This window comes from Dactylosporangium sp. NBC_01737 (assembly GCF_035963215.1).
Taxonomy (GTDB): domain Bacteria; phylum Actinomycetota; class Actinomycetes; order Mycobacteriales; family Micromonosporaceae; genus Dactylosporangium.
The window spans coordinates 9,617,674-9,634,259 of record NZ_CP109153.1 but is presented as its reverse complement, the minus strand read 5'-3'; the positions used below and the strand labels follow the sequence as shown (position 1 = coordinate 9,634,259).

Annotated in this window: 16 protein-coding genes; 11 read left to right on the top strand and 5 right to left on the bottom strand. The window is 72.8% G+C overall.

Annotation, left to right across the window (positions count from 1 at the left end):
* Positions 1-271: 271 nt before the first annotated feature.
* The 6 genes from OHA72_RS44095 to OHA72_RS44070 are packed head-to-tail and all read left to right on the top strand — an operon-like array spanning position 272 to position 6,691.
* Entirely contained in the window at positions 272-1,138 is an 867-nt protein-coding gene (locus OHA72_RS44095) for a hypothetical protein (RefSeq protein ID WP_327002061.1), read from the top strand.
* A gap of 41 nt (positions 1,139-1,179) precedes the next feature.
* Positions 1,180-1,938, top strand: a complete 759-nt coding sequence (locus OHA72_RS44090) for an SCO2525 family SAM-dependent methyltransferase (RefSeq protein ID WP_327002060.1) — start codon at positions 1,180-1,182, stop codon at positions 1,936-1,938.
* Position 1,939: 1 nt separating this feature from the next.
* Positions 1,940-2,938 carry an FAD-dependent oxidoreductase gene (locus OHA72_RS44085; protein ID WP_327002059.1) on the top strand — a complete coding sequence of 333 codons (999 nt, stop codon included), beginning with the start codon at positions 1,940-1,942 and terminating at the stop codon, positions 2,936-2,938.
* A gap of 28 nt (positions 2,939-2,966) precedes the next feature.
* Positions 2,967-4,805 (top strand): SCO2524 family protein, encoded by a 1,839-nt coding sequence (locus tag OHA72_RS44080; protein ID WP_327002058.1) that lies wholly within the window; start codon positions 2,967-2,969, stop codon positions 4,803-4,805.
* Positions 4,806-4,817: 12 nt separating this feature from the next.
* On the top strand, positions 4,818-5,735 hold the full coding sequence (locus tag OHA72_RS44075) for an SCO2523 family variant P-loop protein (RefSeq protein WP_327002057.1): 918 nt from the start codon (positions 4,818-4,820) through the stop codon (positions 5,733-5,735).
* Positions 5,732-6,691, top strand: coding sequence for an SCO2522 family protein (locus OHA72_RS44070; protein WP_327002056.1), 960 nt, complete (start codon positions 5,732-5,734; stop codon positions 6,689-6,691). The genes OHA72_RS44075 and OHA72_RS44070 overlap by 4 nt, the downstream gene beginning before the upstream one ends.
* Here OHA72_RS44070 and OHA72_RS44065 read toward each other — a convergent pair.
* From OHA72_RS44065 to OHA72_RS44055, 3 genes are all read right to left on the bottom strand, one after another.
* Complete coding sequence (locus tag OHA72_RS44065; RefSeq protein WP_327002055.1) at positions 6,676-7,686, bottom strand: SCO2521 family protein; 1,011 nt, start codon at positions 7,684-7,686, stop codon at positions 6,676-6,678. The genes OHA72_RS44070 and OHA72_RS44065 overlap by 16 nt on opposite strands.
* 145 nt (positions 7,687-7,831) lie before the next feature.
* Positions 7,832-9,325, bottom strand: coding sequence for a M1 family metallopeptidase (locus OHA72_RS44060; RefSeq protein ID WP_327002054.1), 1,494 nt, complete (start codon positions 9,323-9,325; stop codon positions 7,832-7,834).
* A 132-nt stretch (positions 9,326-9,457) separates the two neighbouring features.
* Positions 9,458-10,012: a GNAT family N-acetyltransferase gene (locus OHA72_RS44055; RefSeq protein ID WP_327002053.1), complete on the bottom strand. Its 555-nt coding sequence runs from the start codon at positions 10,010-10,012 to the stop codon at positions 9,458-9,460.
* 180 nt (positions 10,013-10,192) lie between these two features.
* Here OHA72_RS44055 and OHA72_RS44050 point away from each other — a divergent pair, with 180 nt between their 5' ends.
* Positions 10,193-11,503 carry a condensation domain-containing protein gene (locus OHA72_RS44050; RefSeq protein ID WP_327002052.1) on the top strand — a complete coding sequence of 437 codons (1,311 nt, stop codon included), beginning with the start codon at positions 10,193-10,195 and terminating at the stop codon, positions 11,501-11,503.
* 31 nt (positions 11,504-11,534) lie between these two features.
* Here the strand turns inward: OHA72_RS44050 and OHA72_RS44045 are convergent, their stop codons facing one another.
* Positions 11,535-12,017, bottom strand: coding sequence for a winged helix-turn-helix transcriptional regulator (locus tag OHA72_RS44045; protein WP_327002051.1), 483 nt, complete (start codon positions 12,015-12,017; stop codon positions 11,535-11,537).
* 73 nt (positions 12,018-12,090) lie between these two features.
* On the opposite strand from OHA72_RS44045, the gene OHA72_RS44040 reads away from it, so the two are divergent.
* Together OHA72_RS44040 and OHA72_RS44035 are read left to right on the top strand one after the other, a co-directional pair.
* Positions 12,091-12,687: a dihydrofolate reductase family protein gene (locus OHA72_RS44040; RefSeq protein ID WP_327002050.1), complete on the top strand. Its 597-nt coding sequence runs from the start codon at positions 12,091-12,093 to the stop codon at positions 12,685-12,687.
* Complete coding sequence (locus OHA72_RS44035) at positions 12,681-13,517, top strand: MBL fold metallo-hydrolase (RefSeq protein WP_327002049.1); 837 nt, start codon at positions 12,681-12,683, stop codon at positions 13,515-13,517. The genes OHA72_RS44040 and OHA72_RS44035 overlap by 7 nt, the downstream gene beginning before the upstream one ends.
* A gap of 13 nt (positions 13,518-13,530) precedes the next feature.
* Here the strand turns inward: OHA72_RS44035 and OHA72_RS44030 are convergent, their stop codons facing one another.
* On the bottom strand, positions 13,531-14,643 hold the full coding sequence (locus OHA72_RS44030) for a PucR family transcriptional regulator (RefSeq protein WP_327002048.1): 1,113 nt from the start codon (positions 14,641-14,643) through the stop codon (positions 13,531-13,533).
* A 115-nt stretch (positions 14,644-14,758) separates the two neighbouring features.
* Here OHA72_RS44030 and OHA72_RS44025 point away from each other — a divergent pair, with 115 nt between their 5' ends.
* Together OHA72_RS44025 and OHA72_RS44020 are read left to right on the top strand one after the other, a co-directional pair.
* On the top strand, positions 14,759-15,574 hold the full coding sequence (locus OHA72_RS44025) for an alpha/beta hydrolase family protein (protein ID WP_327002047.1): 816 nt from the start codon (positions 14,759-14,761) through the stop codon (positions 15,572-15,574).
* A gap of 27 nt (positions 15,575-15,601) precedes the next feature.
* On the top strand, positions 15,602-16,495 hold the full coding sequence (locus OHA72_RS44020) for an alpha/beta hydrolase (RefSeq protein ID WP_327002046.1): 894 nt from the start codon (positions 15,602-15,604) through the stop codon (positions 16,493-16,495).
* The last annotated feature ends 91 nt before the right edge of the window (positions 16,496-16,586 follow it).

Sequence of the window (16,586 nt, the reverse complement as noted above, 5' to 3'; positions counted from 1 at the left end):
GGCCTACCTGCTTCCTCTGCTCATCTGCCGGGCGCCCTCATGGCGGTGAGAGCGCTCTCAGCAATGGCAGCAGTGTCGCGTCGGCCTCTCCGGCATGTCAAGGGTCCTCGATGCCCGGCGACGTGCGGGCGTGGTCACCGGCGCCCGCGCGACTGACACGAGGGCCGGGTGAAACCTGCCGGTTCGGTGACACGAGGCGATCGATTCCGAGCATTGCGTGATCGCCTGAGACTGCGATGAGATATGGGCACGCCGATCTCGGAGGTCCTACGTGCAGGTGCTGCTCAAGATCGTGATCACGGCCGTCGCCGGTGGCCTGACCTACCTGTTGACCAACACCACGGACCAGCCCGACATCTGGCAGCTCACCATGTCGATCTTCGTCGGCGGGGTGGTGTTCGTGGTGCAGTTCCTGATCGACGCCGCCGAGCAGTCCCGCAGGACGGCAGAGCTGGTCGCCCGCATCCATGAGGGCGCGACGCTGCTCGCCGAGTCCGAGGGCGTCCTGGGCAGCGACAGCCTCACCCGGCTGGTCAAGGCGGCCGGTGGTCTCGACCGCCGTGAGGGCCTGCAACTGCGCTTCGCCGAGCAGCAGGTGGAGGACCTGGCGACGCTCTTCAACGGGCTGAAGGCCGGGCGCGCCTCGCACGAGGGTGAGCACCCGGACTGGCTGCTCGGCCTCACCGACCGGGTCAGTGTCAGCATCGACGCGACCAGCCTGACGTCGTTCAGCGAATACCAGGGTTACGTGGACGAGGGCGCCTTCTGGGAGAGCGAACTGGGCCTGCGGTATCTGGCGCGGCAACGCCGGGCGATCGAACGCAATGTGCGCATCCGCCGCCTGTTCGTGCTGACCGACAACGACGTCGACGACGCCAGGGTGGCCGGGCTGCTGGAGCCGCACCGCAAGATCGGGGTCGAGACGCGGGTGCTGCCGCTGCCGCAGGTCGACCCCTTGGTCGCCGTGGCGGACTTCATCATCTTCGACCAGAAGATCTGCTACGAGTTCCAGACGTCCAGGGCCGCGCGGGAGAACACGAGATTCATGCTGGAGACGGTGGCACTCATGGTCGGCGACCAGCATCTGCAGCTGCGGCGGCGCGATTTCGAGGCGCTGTGGGCCGGAGCCGAGTCGTAGTCTGGCGCGGACGCCCGAACCCAGGTGCCGGAGGAAAGACAGTGACCGATGCCGAGTCGATCGACACCGCTCCGACGTTCAGCAACGCCGATGTCGACTGGGACAAGTTCGACTCGGAGATCTACTTCGACAACAACTACCGCGAGCTGCACCACGAGGACGCGCAGATCATCGGTGTGGTCGCCGACTTCTTCCAGCGGGTGGCACCGGGCCAGTGGCGGCCCCGGGCGATCGACGTCGGCACCGGCGCCAACCTCTACCCCGCGATGACCATGCTGCCGTTGGCCTCGGAGATCGTGCTGTACGAGCGTGCCTTCAGCAACCGGGCCTGGCTGATCGAGCAGTTGCACAGCCCGGCGGCGTCCTGGGCGCGGTTCTGGCTGGAGATCCAGGGCCGGCGACCGGAGTACCGCCGGATCTCCGATCCGATGGACGTGCTGAGCCGCACCGCCAAGGTCGTCAAGGGTGACCTCTTCGCGCTCGAACCGGGCCAGTACGACATGGGCACGATGTTCTTCGTCGCGGAGTCCATCACGAGCCGGGAGGACGAGTTCCGCCGGGCCATCCGGCGGTTCGTGGCGTCGCTGGTGCCGCGGGCGCCGTTCGCGGCAGCGTTCATGCGCGAGTCGTCCGGATATCGCGTCGGAGACCGGGAGTTTCCCGCCTGCTCGGTGGACGAGGGCGATGTCGGACGGTGCCTGGCCGACGTCGCGTACATCGAAGAGATGCAGACCGTGGAGAGTCACGATCTGCGGGACGGCTACGACGGCATGATCGTTGTCTGCGGCCAGAGGAAGTAGCGTGACCAGTCTCGAAGGCATGGACCCGCCGCGGCCGGACGTGGTGGTCGTCGGCGCCGGCGTCATCGGCCTGACCACCGGCATCCGCCTGGCCGAGCGCGGCCTGCGGGTCCGCGTCTACGCCGACCGGCGCGGCGCCGGGACCAGTTCGTTCGCCGCGGGCGCGATCTTCGACCCGCTCATGGCCGACCACCCGCACCGCGACCGGTGGGCCGCGGCCACCCGCCGGGAGCTGGAGCTGCTGCACGCCCAGGGGCTGCCGTGGGTGCGGCTGCTGGGCGGCGTCGAGGCGTCCCGCGTCCCGCTGCGCCCGCCCGCCCCGGCGAAGCGGCTGCCCGGGTATCGCGAATGCACCGCCGCGGAGCTGCCGGTCGGGTTCGTCACCGGCTGGCACTACCGGGCCCCGCTGGTGGAGATGCCGCCCTACCTGCGATGGCTGGAGCACCGGCTGGAGACCCTGCACGGCGAGGTGCGCACCAGGCACCTGACGACCCTCGCCGAGGCCTTCGCCGACGCCGGCGTCGTCGTCAACTGCAGCGGCGTCGGCGCCCGCAAGCTCACCCTCGACGGCGACCTCCAGCCGATCTGCGGGCAGCTGGTCGTGATTGCCAACCCGGGCATCCACGAGTTCTTCGTCGAGCACGACCCGGGCCGCGACCTCGCCGACAGCACCTACCTGCTGCCGCAGGGCGAGCTGCTGCTGCTCGGCGGCAGCGCGGAGAAGACGGCACCGGACCTCGACCCGGCACCGGACGCCGCGATCGCCGAGGGGATCGTGCGCCGGTGCACGGCGGCGTTCCCCGGACTGGCCGGCGCCGAGGTGCTCGGCCACCGCGCCGGCATCCGGCCGAAACGCACCACGGTCCGCCTGGAGCACGAACGTCTCGGCGAGCACCACATCGTGCACAACTACGGCCACGGCGGCTCCGGCGTCAGCCTCTCCTGGGGCTGCGCCGACGAGGTCACCGGCGTCGTGCGCGACCTGCTCGGCAGCGGTTGACCAGCGTTTCCGGACGGGGGATGTACCGATGCGAATCCAGCCACGGCAGCAACTGCTGGACATCTGGCGGCACACGGTCAAGGCGTCCTATCGCGAGCAGCGGTGGCATCCGGCCGGTGGCAGCTCCGTCAGCGACGCCGAGCAGCTGCTGTGCCTGATGTCGCCGGCCACCAAGCTCGCGCCGTTTCAACTCGGCATGCCCGACAAGGTCGCCCCCGACGTGGAGGAGGCCCTGCGCAGCCTCGGCAGCCCCCTGGAGGTGCCGCGGCGGCTGCTGGACATCCTGGCCGCGCACATCGCCAGGTACACCGCCCAGGACGGCACGCCGCGCTTCCCCGGCGGCACCTCGTTCCGGTCGCGCGACCCCGCCGCGGCGGTCCGGCCCGAGCAGCAGGACCGGGACGTCGTGGACTCCTTCGCCGTGTCGGTCACGCTGATGCTGGCCATCATCGGCTTCACGCAGGACTTCCGCCGGGTCGCGACCCGGCCGGAGCTGCTGGAGCGGATCAACGACCTGGAGCACCGGGCGAGCCTGCGGCTGACCGCCGCGATGGTCGGGCTGCTGCGCAGCTTCGCGGTGCACGTCTTCTCGATGGACGGCGAGACCGGCCGGCACCTGATGCGCACCGTCAACCAGGGGCACCGCGCGCCGGACCAGGTCGCCGAACGGCTCCACGAGGCGCTCAAGCAGGTCATTGCCGGGCTGCGCGACGACCGTACGATCAGCACCGGCAACAAGAGCGAGCACCTGGAGAACCCGTACTGGCTGTTCGAGTGCGGCTGGTCGTGGGGCGTGGTGAGCGGCGCCGAGCAGGTCGAGACCCGCGCCCACATCGGCGCGCAGCGTGACGGCGTCGCGGAGAACGCCCCCTACCTGTACTTCACCACGGTCGCGATGGACGCCGCGGAGGCTCTCGCCTCGGAGCGGACCCGGCTGCCGGGCTGGCTGGACGCGGAGCAGCTGCGGCTGGCGCAGCAGCTGCAGGTCCGCTCCGAGCTGGTGCGCGCCTACTGGACCACGGTGGCCACGTTCGACTCCGGGGGACGCTGGCCGATCGAGGACCTGCCGTGGCGCACCACCGACGGGCGCGAGACCGACTACTACAGCCTGCTCGTCGCCGGCCTGGTGCGCCCGCCGCCGGGCGACGGCGGGCCCGGCGGCGACGGCACCGACCTCGGCCGCATCGGCGCCGTCCTCGAACGGCTGGCGGAGCGCAGCCGGATCACCGCCCGCGTCACCGGCCGCAACGCCGACGGCATCGAGATGCACCACCCGGGCGTCGGGTTCCCGCTCGTCGGCAGCGCCGCGACGACCGGCCCCGAGCTGGAATGGACGTTCAGCGACATGGCGCCGATCCTGCTGAAACGCACCCTGGAGCTGATCGGCGCGATGCCCGACGGCGACCAGCGCCGCACCGCCGTCGACCTGGCCGAACGGGTCTGGGAGCACCTGGACCGCCGCCGGATCCCCGCCGGCACGGGGGAGCGGCTGTGGGACCGGCCCGCCGGGGTGTTCACCGAGACCGACCTGCCCGAGGGGAGCCTCAGCTGGTACTACACCAAACGCATCGTGGACTGCCTGGTCACCGCCGCCCGCATGATCGGGGCGCCGCCGAAACCGGCGGAGTGGCTGCTGCAGTTCGCGACCGGGCTGCTGGACGAGGCCGGGCACCTGCACGACCGGGAGCTGTTCAACTGCTCCGCGAAGGCGGGCACGAAACGGCGCGAGGAGCTGGACCGCATGGGCGTGGAGCTGCGCCTGGCCCGCGACGTCCTCGCGACCCAGCCGGGCGTCGCGGTGTCCATCGCCCAGGCCGTCCTGCGCGAGCTGGGTGTGCTCGCCGCCGCCCAGCGGGCCGGGACCTGAGGTAGGGGGACCATGCTCATCTTCGCCGCCTCGGACAAGGGCGGGACCGGCCGGTCCGTCACCAGCTGCAACCTCGCCTACCAGCACGCGCTGCAGGGCAGGGACTCCTGCTACCTCGACTTCGACTTCGGCTCGCCGACCTCCGGAGCGATCTTCGAGATCCCGGGCGTCCAGGCCGGGGTCGCCGGCGGCGGCCTGCACAGCTACCTGACCGGTGGTGTCCCGCGCGCACGGCAGATCGACGTGTGGGCCGACTCGCACCGCGACGCCCTGCGCCGGCGCCCCGGCGGCGCAGGCAAGCTGACCCTCATGCCGGGCGACTCCGGCTTCGGCGAGTTCAGCATCGACGAGGACATCATCGCCCGGTGCGCCGACCTGTTCCTGCGCGCCGACGAGGAGCACGACCTCGTCATCGTCGACCTCAGCGCCGGGCGCTCCTACGCGATCGACATGGTCCTGGCCGCCACCGCGCTGGACTGGACCCGCGAGGTGCAGGTGCGCTGGCTGATCTTCCACCGGTGGACCCGCCAGCACATCATCGCCGCGAACGGCCTGGTGTACGGCCCGTCCGGGATCCTCGAATCCGGCCAGCACCGCGGCCACGACCGCGAGGCGCTGCGCCGGGCGATCCGCTTCGTGCGCACGGCCGTGCCCGACATCAGCGGCCCCGACCAGGCCGGGCTACGCGCCGAGCAGCTCGCCTGGCTCGAGGTGTGCGACCAGCGCCTGCAGGAGCTCGCCGGCCGCAGCAACGTGGGCCGCGCCGCGCTGCTGGCCAAGATCCCCCTCGATCCGGTCCTGCAGTGGCAGGAGCAGATCCTGTCCGGCGAGGACGTCTGGCTGCACCGCACCGCCAACCAGGGCACCGTGAACGCCTTCGAGGAGCTCGCCAAGCTCGTCACCGACGACCGGGCCTGGGACGGGCTGTGACGAGCGCCGACGACACCCCCACCTTCACCGAGGAGAGCGCGGCGCGGGTCGTCCGCTCGGTGCCGCTGTCGCACCTGTCGATCGAGCTGGGCCACCTGTACATGGACGACTTCCTGGAAGGCGAGACCCGGCTGCGGCAGCAGTTCCGGCGGGTGGCGCCGTGGGCCCGCGCCGCGGTGGACGCCCTCGACGTGCGGTCGCGGAAGCCACGCGTCAGCACCTGCTTCCTCATCGACGACTACTTCACCCGGTTCTCCACACCACCCGAGGTGGTCACGGCACTGGTCACGGCCGCCGCGTCGGCGGGGCTGACGATCGACTACGTGGCCCGGGAGTCCGGCTGTGCCCGCGCCGGCGACGTGGACCTCGCGACGCTGGTGCAGCAGCACATCGTCGACGAACCGGCCGAGGGCACCAACGGTGGCCGCCCGGCGACGACCGTGTCCGGGTGGCTGACCAACGGCGTGCGCTCGCCGTCGGCCGCGCCCGGCCCGGCGATGGCGCCGCCGCGGCAGTGGCAGCCACCCCGGGAGAACGCCGTGCGCAACCACTCGATCTTCGTCGACGTCGAGCTGTGGAGCGGCGGCCGCGACGAGCGCCTGTGGTCCTGCCCGTTCCTCGCCGCGGTCTGGCAGCTGCAGCGGCTCGGCCTGGTCCGTTACCGCGGCGAACCGGTCGCCGACCCCGTCCCCCTCGCCGTCGCCGACCTGCCCGCCGACTGGGATGCGATGCCGGCGGTGGTACAGCTGACGCCGGGCGCCGCACCGATGCGGGCGTACCGCACGTTCACGGCGATGGACGGCCGTTTCCTGCCGATCGAGCACGCGGTGCGCACGATCATCAGCCAGGTGTCGATCGACCCGGTCGTCGCGGAGCAGACCCTGCGCCGGGCCCGCTCCGAAGGTCTCGAACTGCCCTCGGAGGTGGTCGAACGGATCGGCTACGCGTTCGTGTAAGGCTGCTGCCCAGGCGGTTGGCGCGGCACGGCCTGGGCGAGGCTGGTGACCGCGGCGACCGACAGCTGGTCGCGGATGCGGCGGACCAGCGTGTCCCACTGCCGGCTGAAGCCGCCCCGCCGCTCCAGCGCCGCCCACACCAGGTCGCTGACCTCGCCGCCGCGGGCGCCCGGCAGCCACAGGTGCAGCAGGTAGTCGATCGCCGGCACGAGACGCTCCAGGCTCTCGTGCCGGGGCAGCACGCCGATGCCCGCCTTGCGGGTGATGTCCACCAGCGTGGTCAGCAGCCAGTCGTGCAACGCCACGTCCTCGCAGACCGCCACCAGCCGCTCGACGGTCTCCCGCGAAACACCTGCGTCCTGCGCCGGGGCGGTCTGCGTCGCGGTGGTCAGGCGCAGCACCCGCAGATCGCCGCTTCGCACCGCGAACCGGACCGGGTCCCCGGGCTCCGCGCCGACCTCCGCCACCCACCGCAGCCGGGTCCGCGCCGACCGCAGCCGCAGCGGCCCCTGGTATCGCGTGTCCCGCACCGCGCGCCGCTGCACGTCGTCGACGACCCGCCCGGCGATCGCCCCGAGGTCCAGCTCGGCCCCGGCGTGCCCGCCCCCGGCGAACGCGTCGGCGAGCTCGGGCCACCGCGCCCGCCCGAGCGCCTCCACCACCCCGGGGCGCGCCAGATAGTGCGACCACCCGAGCCGCGCGTTCTGCGCCGCCCGCCGGACCTCCACGTACGCCGACCCCTGCAGCACGTGCCCACCGGCGATCGTCGCCCGCTGCAGCACCGTGCCGACCACCCGCACCTGCCGCCCGCTCCCCTCCACCACGGGACAGTCCACACCGACGGGCTTCTCCGGCGACCGCACGTGGGACATCGGCCGCTCCGACACCAGCACCGGCTCACCCGGCAGCAGATCCAGCAGGTGCCCGGCATGATCGGTGGTCACCGGGTCCCGCTCCCGCAACACGTTCGTGTGCACCTCGCCGACGATGAGCACCGCACCCTCCGTCCCCGGGACCGTCTCGACCCTACGACGCCGGCCGCCCCACGACGAGGCTGTCCCGGGTGGGGCGATGACCGGCGTCGGCCCAAGGCCGCCGACCCGCGGGAGCGGGCGGTGCCCGACGCGCTGCGGGCCGCCCTCAAGCCGTCCGGCAGTTGAGGTGCGGCACCGCGGTGCAGGCGGCCGGCAGGGAAGCCTTGCGCAGGCCCGGCGGCAGCGGGTCAGGGTTCGGCGGCTTCTGCGCGCCGCTGAGCCAGGCGGCGAAGAACGTGCCGAGCGGCTGCCCCGACTCGTGTTCGGCGAGGGCGACGAAGTCCGGCGTGGAGGCGTTGCCGTGGCGGTGCACGGCGGTCCAGGCGCGCATCGTCCGCCAGAACGCGGCCTCGCCGATGCGCAGCCGCAGCGCGTGCAGTGTCATCGCGCCGCGCTGGTACACCGAGACCACGAACGGGTTCGCGGCGGCCGGGTCGTATGGCGGTGGGCTCCAGAACCCGTCCTCCACGGGAGTGTCGTAGAACAGGTTGAACCATTCCCGGACCGACATGGCGCCGTCGTGCTCGCTCCACAGCCACTCCGCGTAGGTGGCGAACCCCTCGTTGAGCCACAGGTCCCGCCAGTACCGCACGGAGACGCTGTCGCCGAACCACTGGTGTGCCAGCTCGTGCGCGACCATGTTGTCGTCGAACGGGTTGGGGCCGTCGGCGAAGAAGCTCGCCGGGTAGATCGGCCGGGTCTGCGTCTCCAGCGCGAACAGCAGCGGCTCGTGCTGCTCGACGATGGCGCCGTTGGCCTCGAACGGGTACGGGCCGAACTGTGCCTCCAGGAAGTCGGTGATCTCGTCGGTGCGGCCGACCGCGTCGTCGGCGAGCGTGGGCGGCAGGGTCGCGTCGACCGCGATGATGGTCTGCCGGCCGTCGTGCGTGTGCTGGTCGATGCGCCACCGTCCGATCGCCACGGTGCTCAGGTAGCTGGCCATCGGGCTGGTCGAGGCCCACCGCCACGTCGTCCACGCGTCGCGGGTCGTGGAGCCGAGCAGCACGCCGTTGCTCAGCGCGGTGAGCCCGGCCGGCACGGTGACCGCGACCGTGTAGGTCGCCTTGTCCTGCGGGTGCTCGTTCACGGGGTACCACGACGCCCCCGACTGCGGTTCGCCCGCGACGATCGCGCCGTCGCCGGTGGGCATGAACAGCGACTCCAGGGGAATCTCCGGCACGCTGAAGGTGCGCGGTACACCCCGGTAGCGGACGTCCACGACGAACGGCCGACCGGCGGGGAGCCCTCGCGACGGCGTGACGACGAGCTCGTCGGCGTACCGGGACCACGTGGCGGGCCGCCCGTTGACGGTGACCGCCTCGACGGTCAGGTCCATCAGGTCGAGGTTGAAGCGCGACAGGTGCTGCGTCGCGGTGGCCACGACGGTGGCGTGGCCGTCGAGGTGGTGGGTGGCCGGCTGGTAGCGCACCGCCAGGTCGTAGTGCCGCACGTCGTAGCCGCCGTTGCCGTCGGCCGGATACTGCGGGTCGCCGATGCCCGGCGCCCCAGGCAGGAAACGGATCCCGCCCGCGCCGGCCGGCGTCGCCGGGGCGAGCAGCACCAGCGCGAGCGCCGCCGACACCACGTGCAGTGATCGCATCGAGTCCCCCGATCAGCCGAAGCGGTCCACAAGGGACCGTCGTATCGCAGCGGTGCCATCACCGGCAACGGCGGGCGGTGTTCCGTGCACCGGCCGGGGTTTTCGCCGGTCACCGGCAACCTTGCGGCGGGCTCACAGGTCCCGGGTGTAGTGGCGGATCTGTTCGCCGTGCTCATCGGCCGTCGTGCGGCCGGACAGTGCCCAGCCGAGGCGCTCGTACAGGCGCTGGGCGCGGTGGTTCGTCTCGTGCGTCCACAGCTGGGCCCGGGTGTAGCCGGCGTGGCGGGCCTCCACCTGGGCGCGCTGCATGACGACGCCGCCGAGGCGGCGGCCCCACTGGTCGGGGTGCACGGCGACCATCGACACGTGGGCGAGGCCGGGCAGCGGGTCGGTGCCGGCGCCGTCGTCGGTGAGGGCCTGCACGACGAGCGCCATGGCCGCCGGCTCACCGTCGGCGGCACTGCCTGGGGCACTGCCTGAGGCTTCACGTGCGAAGCCGAGGATCAGCACGGCGCCCGGGCCGGCCAGCCGCCCGCGGACCCGGTCCTCGGCGGCGGTCAGGGAGACTGCGCCGGCGACGGGCCCCAGCGGCAGGCCGAGGTGCGCCTGCCGGGCGACGTTGGCGACGGTCCACAGGCGCGCGACAGCGGCGGCGTCGGCGGGACCTCCGACGCGGGTCGTCAGCACCGGCCCACGGTACCGCCGTGCCGGCCCCGCCCGTTCCGCGGCGGATGGCGGATTGACGACCAGTGACGAATCTGCAACCTTGAACATCACCTTCAGCAATAAGTCGGCAATGTTGTGCGTGCTTTGCGCTTCGATTGCCGCAAATTCACAGCAGCACGAGGTTCATCGGAGGACGAGCGCATGCAGCCACCGGAGCAGGTCGTGGTGCGGTTCGAGGGGGACGGCGCCGGCGAGGGGCCCCTGTCCTGGGGCCAGACGGAGAACTGGCGCGCCATCCAGCGGCAGCAGACCTGGCTGCCGCTCGGCGGGGTCCAGCCGCTGCCCGCGGACAGCACCGTCGCCGGGGTCGCCGGGGAGCTGCGCTACCTGCTGAGCCGGTTCCCGTCGCTGCGCACCCGGCTGCGGCTCACCGACGGCGGGCGCCCCGTCCAGGTGGTGGCCGGTTCGGGCGAGATCATGCTCGAGGTGTACGACGCCGGCGGACGCGACCCGGGTGCGGTGGCCGGCGAGGTGCACGACCGCTACCGCGACACCGATCTCGACTTCACCGCCGAGTGGCCGATCCGGATGGCGGCCGTGCGCAAGGACGGCGGGCTGACCCATCTGGTGGCGCTGCTGAGCCACTTCGCCGTCGACGCCACCGGAGCCGCGGTCATGCTGGCCGGCGTGTCCACCGGCGACGCCACGCCGGTCACCGGGCAGCAGCCACTGGATCAGGCGGACTGGCAGCGCTCACCGGCCGGCCGGCGGCACAACGCCGCGGCGCTGCGCTACTGGGACGGCATCCTGCGCACCCTGGCCCCGCGCAGGTTCCCCGACCCGGTCGTGCGCACCTCGCCGCGGTACTGGCAGGGCGAGTTCGTCTCCCCGGACCTGCACCACGCGGTGCGCGCGATCGTGCGGCGCACCGGCGTCGACTCCTCCACGGTCCTGGTGGCGCTGTACGCCGCGGCGCTGGGCCAGGTCAGCGGCGTCGACCCGGTCGCGATCCGCCCGACGGTCAGCAACCGCTTCCGCGCCGGCCTGTCCGACGTGGTCTGCACCCTGGTGCAGGCCGGGCTGCTCATGGTGCACGTCGCCGGCACCCCGTTCGACGAGGTGCTGGAGCGGACCAGGCGGCTGACGCTGCCGGCGTACAAGTACGCGTACTTCGACCCGGACGACGTCGCCGAGCTGCTGGACCGGGTCGCCTCCGACCGCGGCGCGCCGGTCGAGATCGGCTGCTTCTACAACGACCGCCGCGGCCCGGACCGCGAGCGGGACCTCGACGCACCGCACGACGCGCCGTCGGTGTCCGGGCTGCGCTGGGTGTCCAAACAGGACGCACCCGCGGTCGAGCCGCTGTTCGTGCACGTCGACGACGCGCCGGGCACCATGCGCCTCACCATCCAGCTCGACGCCGACTACATCTCACCCGCCGACGGCGAGGCCGTGCTGCGCGCCATGGAGAGCATCGCGGCCGGTGCCGCCCCCGGCCCGGCAGGCCCCTGAACGTCGGTCGCGGGCCGGTGCGCGGTGCCGGTCACCGGCCCGGCGGCGTGCCGGTGGCGTCGAGGCGATCGAACGGGCCCGGTCCGTCGTGCGGCCCCGGCGTGGCGCCGAGGTGGCGCACGCGCAGCTCGTCCATGAGCTCCTCGACGAACGCCGGGCCTCCATCGCGCATGCGCTGCTGCCGGCCGCGCAGCTCGTCGCCGCCGGGGCGCCAGTCGAGGCCCCAGTTGCCGAGGGCGTAGATGATCGGCAGCGTCTGGATGCCGGCCTCGGTGAGGCTGTAGCGGGCGCGCTGCCCCCGCGCCGCGGTGCCGCGGGTGAGGATGCCCGCCTCGACGAGCCGCACGAGGCGGTCGGCGAGGATGTTGGAGGCGATGCCCTCGGCCGACCCGGTGAGCAGCGCCCGGAAGTAGCGGCGGTCGCCGAAGATGACGTCGCGGAGCACGAGCAGCGACCAGCGATCTCCGAGCACCTCGATGGCGGCGTTGATCGGACACCCGGACCGTGGTTCCACCGTTCCTCCTTGACAGGTACCTCGCCCCCAATATAGTGGTTGCAGAACGCAATCACTATGGGACGGGAAGAGGATGGGCCGCTTCATCTATGCGATGCAGGTGTCCCTCGACCTGCGGATCGAACAGGTGCCTGGGGACAACGGTGCCGGCGAGTGGCTACGCATCGACGAGGAGCTGCACCGCGAGGCCAATGCGCAGACGCGGGCGCTCGCGCTCATGGTCCACGGCCGGGTCTTCTACGAGGTGATGGAAGAGTTCTGGCCACGGGCGGGCGAGGACGCGTCGCTGCCGGACTACATGCGTGAATACGGCGAGCTCTGGACGGCCAAGCCCAAGGTGCTGGTCTCCCGCACCCGCCGCAGCGCCGATCACAACACCCGCGTCATCGGCGGTGACGACGCGATCGGGCAGCTCGCCGCCCTGCGGGCCGGCACCGAGGGCAGCATCAGCGTGGGCGGCGCGGCGCTGGCCACGCAGCTGCTGCGGGCGGGGCTGCTCGACGAGCTGCTGCTGTTCACCCACCCGGCGATCCTCGGCTTCGGCAGGCCGCTGTTCGACGACTACGACGTGCCGATCGACCTCGACCTGATCGAGCAGCGATCGTTCAAGCAGGGCGTCACGATGCACCGTTACGCCATCCAGGACGCAAGGGAGACGGGCTCGTGCTGAGGCAGGTCGCGGAGGGTGTGCTGGTCCACGAGAGCGAGTTCGTCCAGAGCAATGCCGTGGTCGTGCAGGGCCGCGACGGCGTGCTGCTCATCGACGCCGGGGTGCAGGACGACGAGCTGGCCTGCCTCGCCGAGGACCTGTCCGGTTCGGGGCAGACCGTCGTGGTGGGCTTCTCGACCCATCCGCACTGGGACCACCTGCTGTGGCACCCCAGGTTCGGGGAGGCACCCCGCTACGGCACGACCGGCTGCGCGGCCGCGGTCCGGCAGGAGCTGTCCGACCCGGGCGCGAAGGCCGCCATCACCGAACACCTGGCCGAGACGGGCATCGCCGAGAAGGTCGCGCTGGACCTCTACGGGCTCATCACCGCCCTGCCCGACGGGACGGCGCGGATCCCCTGGGACGGCCCGCACGTGCGGATCATCGAGCATCGCGCGCATGCCCCGGGCCACGCGGCGCTGTTCATCGAGGACCGCCGGGTGCTCGTCGCCGGCGACATGCTCTCCGACGTGCTGATCCCGATGCTCGACCTGCACGGCGCCGCCGACCCGGTCGGGGACTACCTCGCCGCGCTGCGGCTGCTGCAGGACGTGGCGGGCGACGCCGAGGTCGTCGTCCCCGGCCACGGGTCGGTCGGCGGAGCCGGCGAGGTGCACGCACGCATCGAGCGGGACCGGGCCTACGTGCTCGCCCTGCGCGACGGCCACGCCCCCGGCGACCCGCGGATCGGCCCGTCGGCCAGGCCCGGCTGGGAGTGGGTCAGCGAAGTGCACGACGGGCAGCTCCACCGTCTCGCCCAGCGCAGCGGGCACGGCACCACCCACCGATAGCGGGCGCCGCGGGTCAGCGCAGGTCCGCGGCGGTGAGGGCGGCGTCGAGGATCCTGGCCTGCGCGGGCACGGCCGGGTCGAGGCCGGTCATGGTGGTGATGCGGTGCAGCCGGTAGTCCAGGGTGTTGCGGTGGATGTGCAGCTCCAGGGCCGCCTGGCGCCGGTTGTGCCCGTGGCGCACGAAGGTGCGCAGCGTCTCCAGCAGATACGGGTGCTCCGCGAGCGGGTCCAGCTTCGCGGCCAGCCGGCGCAGCCCCGGGCCGGGCCGGGCCAGCTGGTACTCGACGAGGACGTCGTCGAAGCGGTACAGCCCCTGCGGGTGACCGATGCGGGTGACCAGGTCGAGGACCTCGCGGGCCTCGGCGGCCGCGGCGGGGATCGCGGCCGGGGTGGCGGCGTCGGCGGCGGTGGCCAGCACGGCGGTGTCCAGGGCCTCGCGCAGGCTCGCGACGAGGGCGCCTGCCTCGACGCCGTCGGGCAGCAGGGCGACGCCGTCGACGTGGTCGACGAGGACGGGTGTGCCGGCGTGCGCGTCGAACGCGACCTGCACCAGGCGGTCCGGCGGGCGGGGTGAGCACCGCAGCATGAGCACCGTGTGCCGGCGGCCGACCTCGACGCGGGCGTCCTGCGCCAGGGACTGGAACGGCGCACCGTGCAGCAGGGCGGCGAGCAGCTCGCGCCGGGTCCGCCGGTCCTCGCTGTGCAGGTCCTCCTGGGCCTGGAGGTGGGCCAGGACGACGGCGGGCATCACCGCCGCCAGACCGTCCAGCAGGCGCGCACCGGCCACCGCGAGGTCGTCGGGCGCGGCGACCCGGGTGACCGTGCGCCACCATGCCCTGGCACCGATGAGGTACGCCGCAAGCGCCGCCTCCAGGGGCAGATGGTCGCGGGCCCGGCGGGCGGACAGCTCCACCACCCAGGTCAGGTCCGACGGGCGCAGCGGGCCCGGGTCGCGCAGCATCCTCAGCAGGAGGCCCAAGACGGCGCCGACCGACTCGCGGACCGGCCCGTCCAGGGTCGAGGCCGGCAGCCCGCGGTAGAACGGCACGTCGGCGGCGCATCCGGCGACGATCTCGCGGGTCAGGTCGGCGAGCCGGCCGGCCATCCGATCATGCAGGTCCGGCATCCCGGCATCGTCACATTGCCCAAACCGGCGCGTCAATGATTGCCGCAAGTGCGCACAGACAGCGGGCGCGCGCAGGCGTGAGGATTCGGTAACCCCCAAGCAACGAGGAGGCACGATGTCTCACCGTTCCCGCCTTGCCGCCGTGCTGTGCACGGTGGCGCTGCTGATCCCCGCCACGCCGGCCGCCGCCACGGCCGCGACCCAGGACCCCTGGGACGCGCCGGGCCCCTACGCCACCGCCGTGCAGATCGGCGCCGTCAACACCCTGTACTACCCGCGCGACATCGCCTCGAGCCCGCGCCGCCACCCGGTGATCGTGTGGGGCAACGGCACCGGCGCCGCGCCGCTGGTGTACCGCGACCTGCTGCTGTACTGGGCCAGCCATGGCTTCATCGTCTCGGCCGCCAACACCCCCGCCTCCAACCTCGGCATCTCGATGCGGCTCGGCATCGACGCCCTCGCCCAGGCCGACGCGACCCCGGGCAGCGTCTTCCGCGGCAAGGTCGACCTGGCGCACATCGGCGCGTCCGGCCACTCGCAGGGCGGCGCCGCGGCGATCGTGGTCGGCGCCGACCCGCGCATCGACGCGATCCTGCCGATCCAGCCCGGCCCCCTCGCCGACATCGACGACGTGCACGTGCCGGCGCTGCTGCTGGCCGGGCAGTACGACAGCATCGTCTTCCCGTTCCTGGTGAAGGCGTTCTACAACGACGCGACCCACATCCCGGCGATCTACGGTGAGGTCAGGGGCGCCGACCACTTCACCGTCGTGGGTGACCCGGGGCCGTTCGCGGCGCCGACCACCGCCTGGTTCCGGTTCCAGCTGATGGGCGACACCGCCGCCCGGGCGGAGTTCTACGGACCGTCCTGCGGCATGTGCACCGACACCGCGACCTGGTCCGACGTCCGCCGCAACGCCCTCGTCCCGTAGATCACCGCAACGGAGGAAACACCGGCCATGCACACCGTCGAGATCCCCACGCCGGACGGCCCGCTGCACGCGCTGCGGTCCGGGCCCGCAGCAAGCGACGGCGGGCCGGTCGTGCTCGCCGCGCACGGCATCACCGCCTCGGCGATGTCGTTCGCGGCGGTCGCCCGCGCGCTCCCGCCGGACTGGTCGCTGCTCGCCGTGGACCTGCGCGGCCGCGGCCGCAGCAACACCCTGCCGGGGCCGTACGGCATGGACCGCCACGCCGGGGACCTGGCAAGCGCCGCCGAGCACGTCGGCCGCCCGGTCGTGCTGACCGGCCAGTCGATGGGCGCGTACGCGGCGCTGCGGGCCGCGACCAGGTTCCCCGGCCTGTTCACCCGCCTGGTGCTCATCGACGGCGGCCTGCCGCTGCCGGTCCCGGCCGGCGCCGACCCCGACGCGGTCCTGGAGGCCACCCTCGGCCCGGCGATCCTCCGGCTGCGGATGACGTTCCCCACGCAGGAGGCGTACGTCGACGTCTTCCGCAACCATCCCGCCCTGGCCGCGTCGTGGAGCGACGACCTCGACGCGTACGTCCGCTACGACGCGACCGGCGACCCGGGGGCGATCCGCTCCCGGGTCGACCCCGCCGCCGTCGCCGCCGACGGCCGGGACCTGATCGTCAACGCCGCCACGTTCGGCGACGACCTGCGCGGCCTGCGGCTCCCCGCCGACCTGCTGTACGCGCCGCGGGGCATGTTCGGCCAGGAGCCCGGCATCCTGCCGCAACCGCTCGTCGAGCACTGGACGCGGCAGAGCACGTTGCGCGCCGAGCTGATCGCGGACTGCAACCACTACACGATCCTCACCGCCCCGGCGGCCGCGGCGCGGATCGCGGAGGTACTCACGGGACGCGAGGTGCCCTTACACTCCTCGCGATGATCACCGGGGGAGGCGGTCGACGACCTCCTGGGGAGACATCGCGTCGTTCGGACTGACCCGCCGCTCCGCGCTGCTCGCTGCCGCGGCCCGC

Coding starts and splice junctions, on each gene's coding strand:
- OHA72_RS44080 (WP_327002058.1), top strand. CDS start 2,967: ATGCGAATCCAGCCACGGCAGCAACTGCTGGACATCTGGCGGCACACG.
- OHA72_RS44075 (WP_327002057.1), top strand. CDS start 4,818: ATGCTCATCTTCGCCGCCTCGGACAAGGGCGGGACCGGCCGGTCCGTC.
- OHA72_RS44060 (WP_327002054.1), bottom strand. CDS start 9,325: ATGCGATCACTGCACGTGGTGTCGGCGGCGCTCGCGCTGGTGCTGCTC.
- OHA72_RS44050 (WP_327002052.1), top strand. CDS start 10,193: ATGCAGCCACCGGAGCAGGTCGTGGTGCGGTTCGAGGGGGACGGCGCC.
- OHA72_RS44040 (WP_327002050.1), top strand. CDS start 12,091: ATGGGCCGCTTCATCTATGCGATGCAGGTGTCCCTCGACCTGCGGATC.
- OHA72_RS44030 (WP_327002048.1), bottom strand. CDS start 14,643: ATGCCGGACCTGCATGATCGGATGGCCGGCCGGCTCGCCGACCTGACC.
- OHA72_RS44025 (WP_327002047.1), top strand. CDS start 14,759: ATGTCTCACCGTTCCCGCCTTGCCGCCGTGCTGTGCACGGTGGCGCTG.
- OHA72_RS44020 (WP_327002046.1), top strand. CDS start 15,602: ATGCACACCGTCGAGATCCCCACGCCGGACGGCCCGCTGCACGCGCTG.